This is a genomic window from Streptomyces bobili, from assembly GCF_002154575.1.
GTDB lineage: Bacteria > Actinomycetota > Actinomycetes > Streptomycetales > Streptomycetaceae > Streptomyces > Streptomyces bobili.
Genome location: NZ_MUBA01000551.1, coordinates 1 through 12,903, shown reverse-complemented (window position 1 = coordinate 12,903; position 12,903 = coordinate 1). Strand labels below are relative to the sequence as shown.

General features: G+C 72.0%; 13 protein-coding genes and 1 pseudogene. 7 read left to right on the top strand and 7 right to left on the bottom strand.

All coding sequences use genetic code 11. The features are described 5' to 3' along the window. The 4 genes and pseudogenes from BZL64_RS33255 to BZL64_RS33240 form a co-directional block, all read left to right on the top strand. A pseudogene (locus BZL64_RS33255) lies at nucleotides 1–194 on the top strand (acyl-CoA dehydrogenase family protein); the annotation flags it as partial. An 85-nt stretch (nucleotides 195–279) separates the two neighbouring features. Beyond that, nucleotides 280–834, top strand: coding sequence for an NADPH-dependent FMN reductase (gene ssuE, locus BZL64_RS33250; RefSeq protein ID WP_086772821.1), 555 nt, complete (start codon nucleotides 280–282; stop codon nucleotides 832–834). A gap of 7 nt (nucleotides 835–841) precedes the next feature. Then, nucleotides 842–2,038 carry an SfnB family sulfur acquisition oxidoreductase gene (locus tag BZL64_RS33245; protein ID WP_425276097.1) on the top strand — a complete coding sequence of 399 codons (1,197 nt, stop codon included), beginning with the start codon at nucleotides 842–844 and terminating at the stop codon, nucleotides 2,036–2,038. Between the two features lie 32 nt (nucleotides 2,039–2,070). Next, entirely contained in the window at nucleotides 2,071–3,210 is a 1,140-nt protein-coding gene (locus BZL64_RS33240) for an LLM class flavin-dependent oxidoreductase (protein WP_086772820.1), read from the top strand. 34 nt (nucleotides 3,211–3,244) lie between these two features. Here BZL64_RS33240 and BZL64_RS33235 read toward each other — a convergent pair whose 3' ends face one another. After that, on the bottom strand, nucleotides 3,245–4,273 hold the full coding sequence (locus BZL64_RS33235) for an acyl-CoA dehydrogenase family protein (protein WP_086772819.1): 1,029 nt from the start codon (nucleotides 4,271–4,273) through the stop codon (nucleotides 3,245–3,247). A 117-nt stretch (nucleotides 4,274–4,390) separates the two neighbouring features. Between BZL64_RS33235 and BZL64_RS33230 the strand changes: the two genes are divergently transcribed. Further along, entirely contained in the window at nucleotides 4,391–4,795 is a 405-nt protein-coding gene (locus tag BZL64_RS33230; protein ID WP_086772818.1) for a YciI family protein, read from the top strand. Beyond that, nucleotides 4,795–5,985: an RNA polymerase sigma factor gene (locus BZL64_RS33225; RefSeq protein ID WP_086772817.1), complete on the top strand. Its 1,191-nt coding sequence runs from the start codon at nucleotides 4,795–4,797 to the stop codon at nucleotides 5,983–5,985. The genes BZL64_RS33230 and BZL64_RS33225 overlap by 1 nt, the downstream gene beginning before the upstream one ends. Nucleotides 5,986–6,056: 71 nt before the next feature. On the opposite strand, the gene urtE is transcribed toward BZL64_RS33225, so the two are convergent. The 6 genes from urtE to BZL64_RS33195 form a co-directional block, all read right to left on the bottom strand. Next, nucleotides 6,057–6,749, bottom strand: a complete 693-nt coding sequence (gene urtE / locus BZL64_RS33220; RefSeq protein WP_086772816.1) for an urea ABC transporter ATP-binding subunit UrtE — start codon at nucleotides 6,747–6,749, stop codon at nucleotides 6,057–6,059. Continuing rightward, nucleotides 6,749–7,513, bottom strand: a complete 765-nt coding sequence (gene urtD, locus BZL64_RS33215) for an urea ABC transporter ATP-binding protein UrtD (protein WP_086772815.1) — start codon at nucleotides 7,511–7,513, stop codon at nucleotides 6,749–6,751. The genes urtE and urtD overlap by 1 nt, the downstream gene beginning before the upstream one ends. Continuing rightward, complete coding sequence (gene urtC, locus BZL64_RS33210) at nucleotides 7,510–8,595, bottom strand: urea ABC transporter permease subunit UrtC (RefSeq protein WP_086772814.1); 1,086 nt, start codon at nucleotides 8,593–8,595, stop codon at nucleotides 7,510–7,512. The genes urtD and urtC overlap by 4 nt, the downstream gene beginning before the upstream one ends. After that, complete coding sequence (urtB, locus tag BZL64_RS33205; RefSeq protein WP_086772813.1) at nucleotides 8,592–9,488, bottom strand: urea ABC transporter permease subunit UrtB; 897 nt, start codon at nucleotides 9,486–9,488, stop codon at nucleotides 8,592–8,594. The genes urtC and urtB overlap by 4 nt, the downstream gene beginning before the upstream one ends. An 88-nt stretch (nucleotides 9,489–9,576) precedes the next feature. Continuing rightward, nucleotides 9,577–10,836 (bottom strand): urea ABC transporter substrate-binding protein, encoded by a 1,260-nt coding sequence (urtA, locus tag BZL64_RS33200; protein WP_341868844.1) that lies wholly within the window; start codon nucleotides 10,834–10,836, stop codon nucleotides 9,577–9,579. Between the two features lie 223 nt (nucleotides 10,837–11,059). Next, nucleotides 11,060–12,172, bottom strand: a complete 1,113-nt coding sequence (locus BZL64_RS33195) for a substrate-binding domain-containing protein (RefSeq protein WP_086772812.1) — start codon at nucleotides 12,170–12,172, stop codon at nucleotides 11,060–11,062. A gap of 86 nt (nucleotides 12,173–12,258) precedes the next feature. Here BZL64_RS33195 and BZL64_RS33190 point away from each other — a divergent pair, with 86 nt between their 5' ends. Next, nucleotides 12,259–12,702, top strand: coding sequence for a MarR family winged helix-turn-helix transcriptional regulator (locus BZL64_RS33190; RefSeq protein ID WP_086772811.1), 444 nt, complete (start codon nucleotides 12,259–12,261; stop codon nucleotides 12,700–12,702). Nucleotides 12,703–12,903 lie beyond the last annotated feature (201 nt).

Below are 12,903 nucleotides of genomic sequence, written 5' to 3'. Positions count from 1 at the left end.
ACGTCGCCCTGGAGGTCTCCAGCCGGATCTTCGAGGTGACCGGAGCCCGCTCCACCGCCACCTCCGAGGGACTGGACCGCTTCTGGCGCAACGTGCGCACCCACACCCTGCACGACCCGGTCGCCTACAAGCGGCGCGAGGTCGGCCGCTGGGTCCTCGAGGGCGAACTGCCCGAACCCACCTGGTACTCCTGACCGCTCCGGGGGCGCCTCCGCACCGAGGCGCCCCCGGCACCCTCCCCGCACCCGAGCGCCCCGCCCTCCTCCCGAAAGAGGACCCATGGCCACCGTCCTGTCCGTCTCCGGCAGCCCCTCCGCCACCTCCCGCACCGGCCGCCTGCTGCGCCACCTCGACCAGCGGCTCATCGCCCAGGGACACGAGGTCGTCCCGCTCGACGTGCGCACCGTCCCGGCCGAGGCCCTGCTCGGCGCCGACTTCCGCCACCCCGCGATCGTCGAGGCCACCGAACTGTTCGCGCGCGCCGACGGCATCGTGGTGGGCACGCCCGTCTACAAGGCGTCGTACTCCGGTGTCCTCAAGGCGCTCCTCGACCTGCTGCCGCAGTACGCGCTGACCGGGAAGACCGTGCTGCCGCTTGCCACCGGCGGCTCCGTCGCGCACGTCCTCGCGATCGACTACGCCCTGCGGCCCGTACTGAACTCCATGGGCGCGGCCCACATCGTGCAGGGCTGGTTCACCCTCGACAGGGACATCACCGCCCACGAGGACGGCTCGCTGACGATCGCTCCCGACGCGGCCGAGGCCCTCGGCCAGGTCGTCGACCAGTTCTCCACCGCCCTCGGCCGCACGCCGTACCTGGCCGCGGCGAGCTGAGGCCATCATGACCGCCCCCGTGACCGCCCATGTGATCGCCGACGACGCCGAGGCCCTCGCCGTCGCCGCCGCCCTGGCCGACGAGTTCCGGTCCGGAGCGGCCGAGCGGGATGCCGAACGGCGTCTGCCCCGGACGGAGTTGGACCGGCTCTCCGCGTCCGGGCTGCTCGCCGTCACCGTCCCCGCCGAGCACGGCGGCGCGGACGTGAGCGCCCTGACCCTCGCGGAGATCTTCCGGCTGCTCGGTACCGCCGACGGCAGCCTCGCGCAGATCCCGCAGAGCCACTTCGCCTACGTGAACGTGATCCGCCGTCAGGGCACCGAGGAACAGCGGAAGTTCTTCTTCGCCGAGCTGCTGGCCGGCCGCCGCTTCGGCAACGCCCAGTCCGAGGCGGGCACCCGGCACGTCCAGGACATCCGCACCCGACTGGCACCGCGGCCCGACGGCTCGTACACGCTCACCGGCGTCAAGCACTACTCCACCGGCGCCCTCTTCGCCCACTGGATCCCGGTCCTCGCCCGCGCCGAGGACGACGAACTGCACGTCGCCTACGTGCCGGCCGACGCCCCCGGCCTCACCGTCGTCGACGACTGGGACGGCATGGGCCAGCGGACGACGGCCAGCGGCACCGTCCGTCTCGACGGCGTGCCGGTGCCGGGCGACCGGGTCCTGCCCCACCACCTCACCTTCGAGGGACCGCAACTCCACGGCGCGGTCGCCCAGTTGCTGCACGCCGCCATCGACACCGGCATCGCCGCGGGCGCGTTCGCGGAGGCGGCCGAGTTCGTGCGGACCGAGAGCCGGCCGTGGTTCGAGAGCGGCGTCGAGACAGCCGCCGAGGACCCGCTGCTGATCCAGCGCTTCGGCGAGCTGTCCGTGCGGGTGAGGGCGTCGGAGGCGCTCCTGCGGGAGGCCGCCCGCACGGTCGACGCGGCGGGCGCCCACCTCACCGACGACACCGCCGCCGAGGCGTCCGTCGCGGTCGCCGCGGCGAAGGTGCACGCGGCGCAGACGGCCGTGGAGGTGGCGGGCGCCCTGTTCGAGGTGTCCGGCACCCGCTCGGCCCTGCACGCCCTCAACCTGCACCGGCACTGGCGCGACGCCCGCACCCACACCCTGCACGACCCCGCCCGCTGGAAGCTCCAGCACATCGGCCGGTACGCGCTCAACGGGACCCGCCCGCCCCGCCACGGCCTCCTCTAGCCGACCCTCGGACCTCGCTGATCGGAGACCCCGTGTCCCTCACCTTCCACTGGTTCCTGCCCACCAACGGCGACAGCCGCCATGTCGTCGGCGGCGGCCACGGCACCCCCGCCACCGCCTCCGGACGGGACCGGCCCCCGACGGTCGGCTATCTGAGCCAGATCGCCCGCGCCGCCGAGGATCTCGGCTTCGAGGGCGCGCTCACGCCGACCGGCGCCTGGTGCGAGGACGCCTGGCTGACCACCGCCATGGTCAGCCGGCACACCGAGCGGCTGAAGTTCCTGGTCGCGTTCCGGCCCGGCTTCGTCTCGCCCACGCTCGCCGCGCAGATGGCCTCGACCTTCCAGCGCCAGAGCGGCGGACGTCTGCTGCTGAACGTCGTCACCGGCGGCGAGAGCCACGAGCAGCGCGCCTACGGCGACTTCCTCGACAAGGACGACCGCTACCGCCGTACCGGCGAATTCCTGCAGATCGTCCGTGAGTTGTGGGAGGGCAAGACCGTCGACCTGAAGGGCGAGCACCTCCGGGTCGAGGACGCCAGACTGGCGCGGGTGCCCGACCCCGTCCCCGAGGTGTACTTCGGGGGCTCCTCACCGATCGCCGGGGAGATCGCCGCCCGGCACGTGGACGTGTACCTCACCTGGGGCGAACCGCCCGCACGGGTCGCGGAGAAGATCGCCTGGATCCGCGGGCTCGCGGCCCGGCAGGGACGGACCCTGCGGTTCGGCATCCGGCTGCACGTCATCACGCGGGACACCTCCGAAGCGGCCTGGGCGGAGGCCGGCCGGCTGCTCGCCGGCTTCGACCCCGCCACCGTGGCTTCCGTCCAGGCCGGTCTGGCGCGCAGTGAGTCCGAGGGACAGCGCAGGATGCTCGCGCTGCACGGCGGCGACCGCGACGGACTGGAGATCCACCCCAACCTGTGGGCCGGGATCGGGCTCGTCCGCGGCGGTGCGGGGACCGCGCTCGTGGGCAGCCACACGGAGGTCGCCGACCGGATCAAGGAGTACGCGGCACTGGGCATCGAGGAGTTCGTGCTCTCCGGGTATCCGCACCTGGAGGAGGCCTACTGGTTCGGCGAGGGCGTGCTGCCAGGGCTGGCCGCGGAGGGGCTGTGGACGCATCCGGCGGGGGAGAAGGGGGAGTCGGTGCAGGTGCCGTTCGCCGGCTGAACCGCGCTGGCAGACGGGACCGTCCCAACACGCCCTAGCCCACCAGGGCGTCCAGGTGGGCCCCGCGTGACTCCTGGGTCTGGCCCTGGACCATGAGGAACAGGGCCTCCCTCGCCAGCCGTTGGGCCCGGTGCGTCAGTGACAGGGCGCGGCCGCCGCCCGCCACGACCGCGGCCGTCGTCGCCGCGTGCAGCACCTCGTACGCCTGGATCCTGAGCGCCAGTCGCTCCGCCAGGTGCTCGCCCGGGGCCGGGTGGTCGGCCAGCGCGTAGGCCCCGTCGCGGACCCTCGTGAGGCGGGCCCGCAGCGGAGCCGCCGTGCCCTCGTCCACCAGGGCGAGGGCCGCCCGCGTCACACCGAACACCGCCGGGTTGGCGGCCACCGTCTTCGGCCGGTCCATGGCGGCCCACCGCCTGAACGGCGTCCGCAGCGCCACCGCGTCCTCCGGCAGCCGGAACCGGTCCAGCTCCAGCGAGACCGTACGGGCCGCGGTGAGCGCGGTCAGACGCATCGGCGCCGACGCCCGCAGCCCCGGCTGCTCGCGTGCCTCGGTGAACGCGAACAGCGCCTCGTCGGCGTCCGTCACCCCGGCCAGCAGCATCACGTCGTTCAGCCCCCACCCCGTGTACCAGGGAACCCGCCCGTCGAAGCGCCACCCGTTCCCGTCCCGCGTCACCCGCACCGGCGTCCTCGGATACGCGCGCAGATGGGCGTACGCCACACCCGACAGCAGCTCGCCGCGGGACAGGGGGCCCAGCAGCCGCTCGCGGACCGGGCTCTCGCTTCCGGCCAGCGTCAGCACGGGCGTGTGATGCTGCGTCTGCACGAACCAGGTCGAGCAGCAGGCCCCGGCGAGGATCTCCGCCGTCTCCCGCACCACCGACGCGGGCGCCGCCGAGCCGCCGTACTCCTTCGGCGCGTTCACCCCGAGCAGGCCCGAGCGCCGGATCTCCGTGAGGTGAGCGGCGGGGACCTCCGACCGGTCCACCTCCTCGGCGTGCGGGGCGAGGAGGGTGCCGGCGAGGTGCCGGGCACGGGTGACGAGCGGGTGCGATGCGGTCATGGGCAAGATTCTTCCTTTCCCGCCGCGCGGGGTGTCGATCCGGGGGCGTGCCGTTCGTGTAGGAGGTGAAGGGCACCGCAGCACGGCGATGCCAGGGACCGCACCACGGAGGCCGACATGAAGCACTACCTGCTCAGCGTGATCACGCCCACCGGCGGCGAGCCGCCCGTGGGGGAGGACATGGCACGGATCGGCCGCAACCTGGAGATTTTCCACCGGGAGCTGCGCGAGGCGGACGCCTGGGTCTTCGCCGGCGGACTGCACGGTCCGGAGACCGCCACCGTGCTGCGTCCCCAGGGCGGCGACGTCCTGATCACCGACGGGCCGTACGCCGAGGGCAAGGAGTACCTCGGCGGGATCTGCCTGATCAAGGCCCCGGACCTGGACGCCGCCCTGCACTGGGGCCGCCGGGCGGCCTGGGCCACCACCCTCCCCATCGAGGTGCGCCCCTTCATGGGCGAGACCGATGAGACCGGCGAAACCGGCGAGGGCGGCGCCGCCCGCCGGACCGGCGAGGCCTGATGCCGGTCGACGTCGAGGCCGTGTTCCGCGCGGAGTACGGCCGTGCCGTCGCCGTCCTCGTCCGCTTCCTCGGCGACATCGACCTCGCCGAGGAAGCGGTGCAGGACGCCTTCACCACGGCCCTGCGCCGCTGGCCGGAGACCGGCGTCCCGCCCAGCCCGGCCGGCTGGATCATCACCACCGCCCGCAACCGGGCCATCGACCGGCTCCGCCGAGAGTCCTCCCGCGACGCCCGGCACACCGAGGCCGCCCTGCTGCACGCCCGCGACGACCCGCCCGCCGAGGAGGGACCCGTGCACGACGACCGGCTCCGGCTGATCTTCACCTGCTGCCACCCGGCGCTCGCCCCACGCTCGCAGGTCGCCCTCACGCTGCGGCTCCTCGGCGGACTGAGCACCCGGCAGATCGCCCGCGCCTTCCTGGTGCCCGAGCCGACGATGGCTCAGAGGCTGGTGCGCGCCAAGGCGAAGATCCGCGACGCGCGGATCCCGTACCGGGTGCCCCGCGACGCCGACCTGCCCGACCGCCTCGACGGCGTGCTGGCCGTCGTCTACCTCATCTTCAACGAGGGCTATACCGGTGACCCGGGCCTGTGCGCCGAGGCCGTACGCCTGGGCCGGCTGCTCACCGGCCTCATGCCGGACGAGCCCGAGGCGGCCGGCCTGCTGGCGCTCATGCTGCTCGTCGAGTCGCGCCGGCCGGCCCGGCAGGGCGAACACGGCGAACTGGTGCCGCTGCCCGAGCAGGACCGCCGCCGCTGGGACGGAGACCTGATCGCCGAGGGCCAGAACCTGGTCCGCCGCTGCCTGCGCCGCGACCGGCCGGGCCCGTACCAGATCCAGGCCGCGATCCAGGCCGTCCACAGCGACGCCCCGACCGCGGAGGCCACCGACTGGAGCCAGATCCTGCGCCTGTACGACCACCTCATGGCCGTCGCCCCGAGCCCGGTCGTGGCCCTCAACCGGGCGGTCGCCGTGGCAGAGACGCGGGGCCCGCGCCGCGCCCTCGACCTCGTGGACGCCCTCGGCCTCGACGACTACCACGTGTGGCACGCCGTCCGCGCCGACCTGTTGCGCCGCCTGCACCGCACCACCGAAGCGGTGCGCGCGTACGAGGCGGCGCTCGCGCTCACCGCGAGCCCGGCCGAGCGGGCCCTCCTCGACCGGCGCCTGCGCGCACTGACCCGCTGATCCGCCGCGGCCACCCGTTGCTCCCCGTGGCCACCCGCCGATCCGGGTACGGCCGCCGAGAGGCCGGCGGCTCACACGCTGAGCGCCTCCCGCACCGACCGCTCCGCGTCCCGGCCGCCCTCCCCGGACGAGGTGACCCGGCCCGCCTCCAGCACGTAGTACCGCTGCGCCGCCCGCATCGCGAAGCCGACGTGCTGCTCCACCAGCAGGACCGACAGGCCGCCGCGCGCCGCCAGGGCGAGGATCGTCTCCTCGATCTCGGCGACCACCGAAGGCTGGATGCCCTCGGTCGGCTCGTCCAGGAGCAGGATGCGCGGCTCGGTCACCAGAGCGCGCGCGATGGCGAGTTGCTGCCGCTGGCCGCCGGACAGCAGCCCCGCGCGCCGCGAGGAGAACGCCCGCAGCGCCGGGAACAGGTCCAGCGCCTCGGCGACCGCCTCTCTGCCGCGCCGGCGGCCGTCCGCGACGAGCTGGAGGTTCTCCGCGGTGGTGAGGTGCGGGAACGCCTGCTGGCCCTGCGGCACGTACGCCATACCGCGTGCGACCCGTTCGTGCGGCTTGCGGCGGGTGATGTCCTCGCCGTCCAGCCGGACCGTGCCGGCGGACGGGGTGAGCAGTCCGACCGCCGCGCGCAGGAGCGTGCTCTTGCCGGCCCCGTTGTGCCCGAGCACGGCGGCGACACCGTCCGCCGGGACCTCGACGGAGACGCCGTGCAGCACGGTACTGCGCTGGTAGCCGACCCGGACGTTCTCGATCTGGAGCATCACGCCTCCTGTACGGCCACGTCCGCGGCGTCCTCGGCGGCCGTGTGCCCGAGATACACCTCCTGCACCTTCGGGTCCGCCTGGACCTCGGTCACCGTGCCCTCGCTGAGCACCCGGCCCGCGTGCAGCACGCTCACACTGCGCGCGAACGACCTCATGAAGTCCATGTCGTGCTCGATGACCACGACCGTCCGCTCCTCGCTGATGCGCTGGAGCAGCTCGCCCGTGGCCTGCCGCTCGTCGTGACTCATGCCCGCCACCGGCTCGTCGAGCAGCAGCAGCTCCACCTCCTGCACGAGCAGCATGCCGATCTCCAGCCACTGCTTCTGCCCGTGCGCCAGGGTCCCGGCGGGGGAGTCCGCCAGCTCGGTCAGCCCGACGGTCTCCAACGCCTGTGCCACCGGCTCGGGAACGCCCCTGCGGCGACGCAGCATGGTCCACGCCCCGCGTCCGGCGCCCGCCGCGATGTCCAGGTTCTGAAGAACCGTCAACTCCTCGAACACGGTGGCCGTCTGGAAGGTGCGGCCGATGCCCGAACGCGCGATGCGGTGCACGCTGCGCCCGAGCAGCTCCGTGCCGCCGAACCGCACCGACCCGCGCGCCTTGACCAGACCGGTGACCGCGTCGACCAGGGTCGTCTTGCCGGCGCCGTTCGGCCCGATGAGGAACCGCAGATCACCGGGGCGCACCTCGAGGTCGACGCCGTCGACGGCGGTGAACCCGTCGAAGGACACCCGCAGTTGCCGTATCTCGAGCCCACTCATGCTGCCTCTCCCACGGGGATCACGGGCGACTTCTGCGCGACGGCCCGGCGCCTGCGGAACAGTTTCGTCAGCGAGGCCAGCCCGCCCGGCAGGAACGCCAGAGCGACGATGAACAGCAGTCCCTGGAAGTACGTCCAGCCCGCCGGGAACTCCTCCGACAGAGCCGTCTTCGCCCACGCCACGGCGAGCGCGCCCAGCACCGCGCCGACCAGGCTGGCCCGCCCGCCGACCGCCGCTCCGATGACGAACTCGATCGACGGGACGATGCCGATGAGCGCCGGCGAGATGATCCCGACGGCCGGCACGAACAGCGCGCCCGCCAGCCCCGCCATGCCGGCGGCGACGACGTACGCGACGAGCTTGACGTTCGCCGGGTCGTACCCGAGGAAGCGCACGCGCTCCTCCGAGTCCCGTACCGCGACGAGGAGTTCGCCGTAGCGGCTGTGGATGAGCTGGCGGGCCAGGGCGATCAGGGCGAGCAGGGACGCGGCGATGACGAAGTACACCATCCGCTGGTTCACCGGGTCGTCGAGGTCGTACCCGAAGAAGCCCTGGATGTCGGTGAGTCCGTTGGTGCCGCCGGTGGTGGCCTGCTGGCCGACCAGCCAGATCGCGAACGCCGACGCGAGGGCCTGGCTGAGGATCGCGAAGTAGGCGCCCTTGACCCGGCGGCGGAAGATGAACAGGCCGAGCAGTGCCGCGACGGTCATCGGCAGCAGCACGGTCGCCGCGATCGCGAACACCGGGTTCTCGAACGGCCGCCACCACCAGGGGAGTTCGTCGGCGGTGCCGTACAGCTGCATGAAGTCGGGCAGGTTGCCCGGACCCGCGTCGGTGATCTTCAGGTGCATCGCCATGGCGTAACCGCCGAGCCCGAAGAACACGCCCTGGCCGAGGGTGAGCAGACCGCCCCGCCCCCAGGCCAGACAGATCCCGACGGCGACCATCGCCATGCACAGGTACTTGGCCAGCAGCCCCAGCCGGAAGTCGGACAGGGCGAAGGGCGCGACGGCGAACAGGGCGAACGCCCCGCCCGCGAACCCGGCCCAGGCCCGCGCGGAGCGTCCCTTGAGCACGTTCATACGAGACTCCTCGTGCGCAGCGTGTACAGCCCCTGGGGCCGCCACTGGAGGAACGCGACGATGGCGACCAGGACCAGGACCTTCGCGACCGAGACGGTGGTGGAGTACTCCAGGACCGACTGGAGCGCGCCCAGCACGAAGGCGACGATCACGCTGCCCTTGAGCTGGCCGATCCCGCCGACCACGATCACCAGGAACGCGTCGATGATGACGTTGGTGCCCATCGTCGGACCGATCGGACCGACCAGGGTGAGAGCCACCCCGGCGACGCCCGCGAGGCCCGATCCGATGAAGAAGGCGGTGCGGTCGACGCGGGACGTGGAGATGCCCGACACCTCGGCCAGGTCGCGGTTCTGCACCACCGCCCGGATCCGGCGGCCCAGCGGGGTCAGCCGCAGCGTCAGCGACAGCGCCACCACCGCGGCGATGGCCAGGCCGAGGATGAACAGCCGGCTGTTGGCGACGCTGAGCGGATCGTCACCGCCGATGAGTGTGATGTTGCCGGTGAGGAGGTCCGGCGCCCGGGTCTGCACATTCGGCGCGCCGAAAATGTCCCGTGCGAGTTGCTGGAGCATCAGCGAGACGCCCCAGGTGACGAGAAGTGTGTCGAGGGGACGGAGGTACAGCCGGCGAATCAGCAGCCATTCCAGAAGGGCGCCCAGAGCGCCCGACACGAGAAATGCGACGGGAAGTGCCACGAGAAGCGAAATTCCCGCGCTCGAAATGGACTTCTGAAGGACATACGTCGTGTAGGCGCCCGCCATGATGAACTCGCCGTGCGCCATGTTGATGACGTTCATCTGGCCGAAGGTGAGCGACAGGCCGAGCGCGATGAGGAGGAGGACGGCACCGATGGAGATGCCGGTGAAGGTCTGACCGAGGATCACGGTCACAGGGCGGCTCCGTGAGGGAGGCGGGGGGACCCGGCCGGGACGGGGCCGGGGGACCCCGGCCGGACGGGGTCCCCCGTGCGACGGACGGTCAGGACAGGTCGGCGGCCCAGGAGTAGCCCTTGAGGAAGGGGTCCGGCTCGACGGGCTTGCCGGAGTTCCAGACCTCGGTGATCAGGCCGTCGGTGCCGATCTTGCCGATGCGCGCGGTCTTGGAGATGTGCTGCGTGGCGCCGTCCACGGTGACCTTGCCCTCGGGGGCGTCGAAGGTGATGCCGTCGGAGGCCGCCTTCACCTTCTCCGGGTCGAAGGACTTGGCCTTCTCCACCATCGCGGCCCACAGGTAGACCGAGGTGTAGGCGGCCTCCATCGGGTCACTGGTCGGCTTGTCCTCGCCGTACTTGGCCTTGTACGCGGCGACGAACTTCTCGTTGGCCGCGCCCGGCGTGGTCTGGTAGTAGTTCCAGGCCGTGAGCTGGCCCGCCAGGTACTGCGACCCGATCGACTTGACCTCCTCCTCGGCGATCGACACCGAGACGACCGGCATGGTCTTCGCGCTCAGGCCCGCCGACTTGTACTCCTTGAAGAAGGCCACGTTGGAGTCGCCGTTGAGGGTGTTGAACACGGCGTCCGCCTTCGACGCCTTCACCTTGTTGGCGATCGTGCTGAACTCCGTGGAGCCCAGCGGCGCGTAGTCCTCGCCGAGGATCGTCATGCCGTTGGCCTTCGCGTACGCCGTGATCTCCTTGTTGGCGGTGCGCGGGAAGACGTAGTCGCTGCCGACCAGGTACAGCGACTTCTTGCCCTGGCTCTTGAGGTAGTCGAGGGCCGGCACGATCTGCTGGTTGGTGGTGGCACCGGTGTAGAAGATGTACGGCGACTGCTCCAGGCCCTCGTACTGCACCGGGTAGAACAGCAGCGACCTGTTCTTCTCGAAGACGGGCTTGACGGCCTTGCGGCTGGCGGAGGTCCAGCAGCCGAAGGTGGCCGCGACCTCGTCCTCCTTGATCAGCTTGGCCGCCTTCTCGGCGAACGTCGGCCAGTCGGAGGCGCCGTCCTCGCTGATCGGCTTGATCTTCTTGCCGAGTACCCCGCCGGAGGCGTTGATCTCGTCGATGGCCAGCAGCAGTGAGTTGCGTACGGTCACCTCGCTGATCGCCATGGTGCCGGACAGCGAGTTGAGCAGACCGACCTTGACCGTGTCGCCGCTGATGTCGATCTTGGCGGCCTTGTCGGACGAGGTGCCGGCCGCGTCGGTCTTGGCGCCGCACGCGGACAGGACGACGACGGCCGCGAGCGCGGCACCGCCGGCCAGGAATCGGCGGCGGAGAATGGGTGAACCGCTGGACAAGACAACCCCCTCGGGTGTGGAGGAGAGAACCTCCTGAAGTGCGGTCCACAGCCTCAAGTCGCCCTGTTTCCAGTGTGTTTCGCTGGACTTTCTTGGAGGCAACAAAAAACGCCCCGAGGTGTTGTGACATGCATTCGGACCGAGTTGGCGGTCCGCATTCACAATTCGCCCGAGGCATTCTAGTTAGTTTCTGCGGGAAGTATCTTGAGAGGCTCCGGGCCTGTCAAGGGCGGGCGGTGTGGAGATCGAGTTCGGTGAGGACGTCGAAGTCCGGCCCGTCCGCGCGGGCCAGGTAGATGCGCTGGCGGACATGGCTGCCCCGCAGTTGCAGCAGTCCGCGTGGTCCCTCGTAGGAGACGGTGTCCGCCGCCGCGCCGATCGCCGTCACGTCGGTGCTGCCCGCGCCGCGCAGGAGGGCCGCCAGCAACAGGACGCCCTCGTAACAGGATTCGCCGAGGCTGCCGGGGGAGGGCGCCTCGATGCCGAAGCGGTGCGCGTACCGCCCCTGGAAGTCGAGGGTGTCCTGGTTGGCGAGGGAGGCGAAGAAGCCGGCCGCGCTGTAGAGGTCCACGGTGGCCGAAGGGCCGCTCGCCATCAGCATGTTCTCGTCCATCAGGGTGCTCAGCCGCAGACAGCGCGCGTCGAGGCCGTACGCGGCGAACGCCCGGTTGAAGCGCACCGCGTCGCTGCCCACGAGGAGCAGCAGCACCGCGTCCGCGTCGGAGCGTTCGATGCGCCGCAGCACCGGCTCGAAGTCGTGGGTGCCCAGCGGGAGGTACACCTCGCCGCCGATCCGGCCGCCGGACTCGCGGGCATACGCGTGCGCCGCACGGGCCGTCCGGCGCGGCCAGACGTAGTCGTTGCCGACCACGAACCAGCGGCGCACCCGGCGCTCGTGCGCCAACAGCACCATCGCGGGGCGCAGTTGGTCGCGCGGTGTCTCGCTGGTGAGGAACACCCCCGCCGTGTGCTCACCGCCCTCGTACAGCGCCGTGTAGACGTACGGCACCCGGTGGGCGACCCGCGGCGCGAGGGCCTGGCGGACGGAGGAGATGTGCCAGCCCGTGACGCCCTGTACGACACCGAGGTCCACCAGGGCCTCGACCTGCTCGGCGACCTCGCGCGGCGGAGCCCCGCCGTCGACCGGCACCAGCCGCAGCTCCCGGCCCAGCGCCCCGCCCGCCCGGTTGACCTCCTCGACCGCCAGCCGCGCGCACAGTTCGCACGCCGGGCCGAAGATCCCCGCCGGCCCCTGCATCGGGAAGACCAGCGCCACGCCGAGGACGGAGTCGTCGGCCGTGAACCAGTCGGGGGTGGGGGAATCGTGCCGGAACATGCCGTCATGCTTCCGCGTCCGCCGGGTGAACTCCAGCCCGTCTCCTACGATGTACGCACCTCGTGACCTAGGAGCAGGATGCCGGGATGCCTACCTCTACTCCGCGCGGCCCGCACGGCCTGATGCAGCTCCTCACGCGGGCCGAGCGGCTCGCGGCCCGCCGGCTGCAGGCGGCCCTGGACGAGGAGGGCTGCTCGCTCGACGCCTGGCGGGTGCTCGCGCTGCTGTCCGACGGGGCCGGCCACCACATGACGGCGATCGCCGAAGCCGCGTTCCTGCCGCCGCCCACCCTGACCAAGCTGGTCGACCACCTCGTCGACCAGAACCTCGTGCACCGCCGGGTCGACCCGCTCGACCGGCGCCGCATCCTCGCCCACCTGACCCCGCGCGGCCAGGACCACTGGAAGCGCGTCGACCGTGCCGTGCGGAACGCCTGGCCCGCGCGCGGTGACGGAGACGGCGACGAGGAGTTGCTGCGGGCCCTGCTGGTCCGCTTCGCCGAGACGCTGGACGCGTCGACGCGCGTGTAGCGCGGCGCCCCTGTAGCGGAAACGCCACGCGAGGTGACCGTCGCGCCGGGGAATACACTTCGGCACATGAAAGGTTGGCATATACACCGAGCTGACCGCTCGCCCCTGAACCCAGGGCTGAGAAGCCCGCGCACCACCAGCGAGGCACCCGTGACCACCGCCACCCCCGAGCAGCCCGCCGACGTCGTCGCCCGGCTGCGC

What these genes read in the sequence shown, in the direction of transcription:
- BZL64_RS33190 (WP_086772811.1), top strand. Translation starts at nt 12,259, where the DNA reads ATGCCTACCTCTACTCCGCGCGGCCCGCACGGCCTGATGCAGCTCCTC.
- urtC (WP_086772814.1), bottom strand. Translation starts at nt 8,595, where the DNA reads ATGAACGTGCTCAAGGGACGCTCCGCGCGGGCCTGGGCCGGGTTCGCG.
- BZL64_RS33195 (WP_086772812.1), bottom strand. Translation starts at nt 12,172, where the DNA reads ATGTTCCGGCACGATTCCCCCACCCCCGACTGGTTCACGGCCGACGAC.
- BZL64_RS33235 (WP_086772819.1), bottom strand. Translation starts at nt 4,273, where the DNA reads ATGACCGCATCGCACCCGCTCGTCACCCGTGCCCGGCACCTCGCCGGC.
- urtE (WP_086772816.1), bottom strand. Translation starts at nt 6,749, where the DNA reads ATGCTCCAGATCGAGAACGTCCGGGTCGGCTACCAGCGCAGTACCGTG.
- BZL64_RS33230 (WP_086772818.1), top strand. Translation starts at nt 4,391, where the DNA reads ATGAAGCACTACCTGCTCAGCGTGATCACGCCCACCGGCGGCGAGCCG.
- BZL64_RS33225 (WP_086772817.1), top strand. Translation starts at nt 4,795, where the DNA reads ATGCCGGTCGACGTCGAGGCCGTGTTCCGCGCGGAGTACGGCCGTGCC.
- ssuE (WP_086772821.1), top strand. Translation starts at nt 280, where the DNA reads ATGGCCACCGTCCTGTCCGTCTCCGGCAGCCCCTCCGCCACCTCCCGC.
- urtD (WP_086772815.1), bottom strand. Translation starts at nt 7,513, where the DNA reads ATGAGTGGGCTCGAGATACGGCAACTGCGGGTGTCCTTCGACGGGTTC.
- BZL64_RS33245 (WP_425276097.1), top strand. Translation starts at nt 842, where the DNA reads ATGACCGCCCCCGTGACCGCCCATGTGATCGCCGACGACGCCGAGGCC.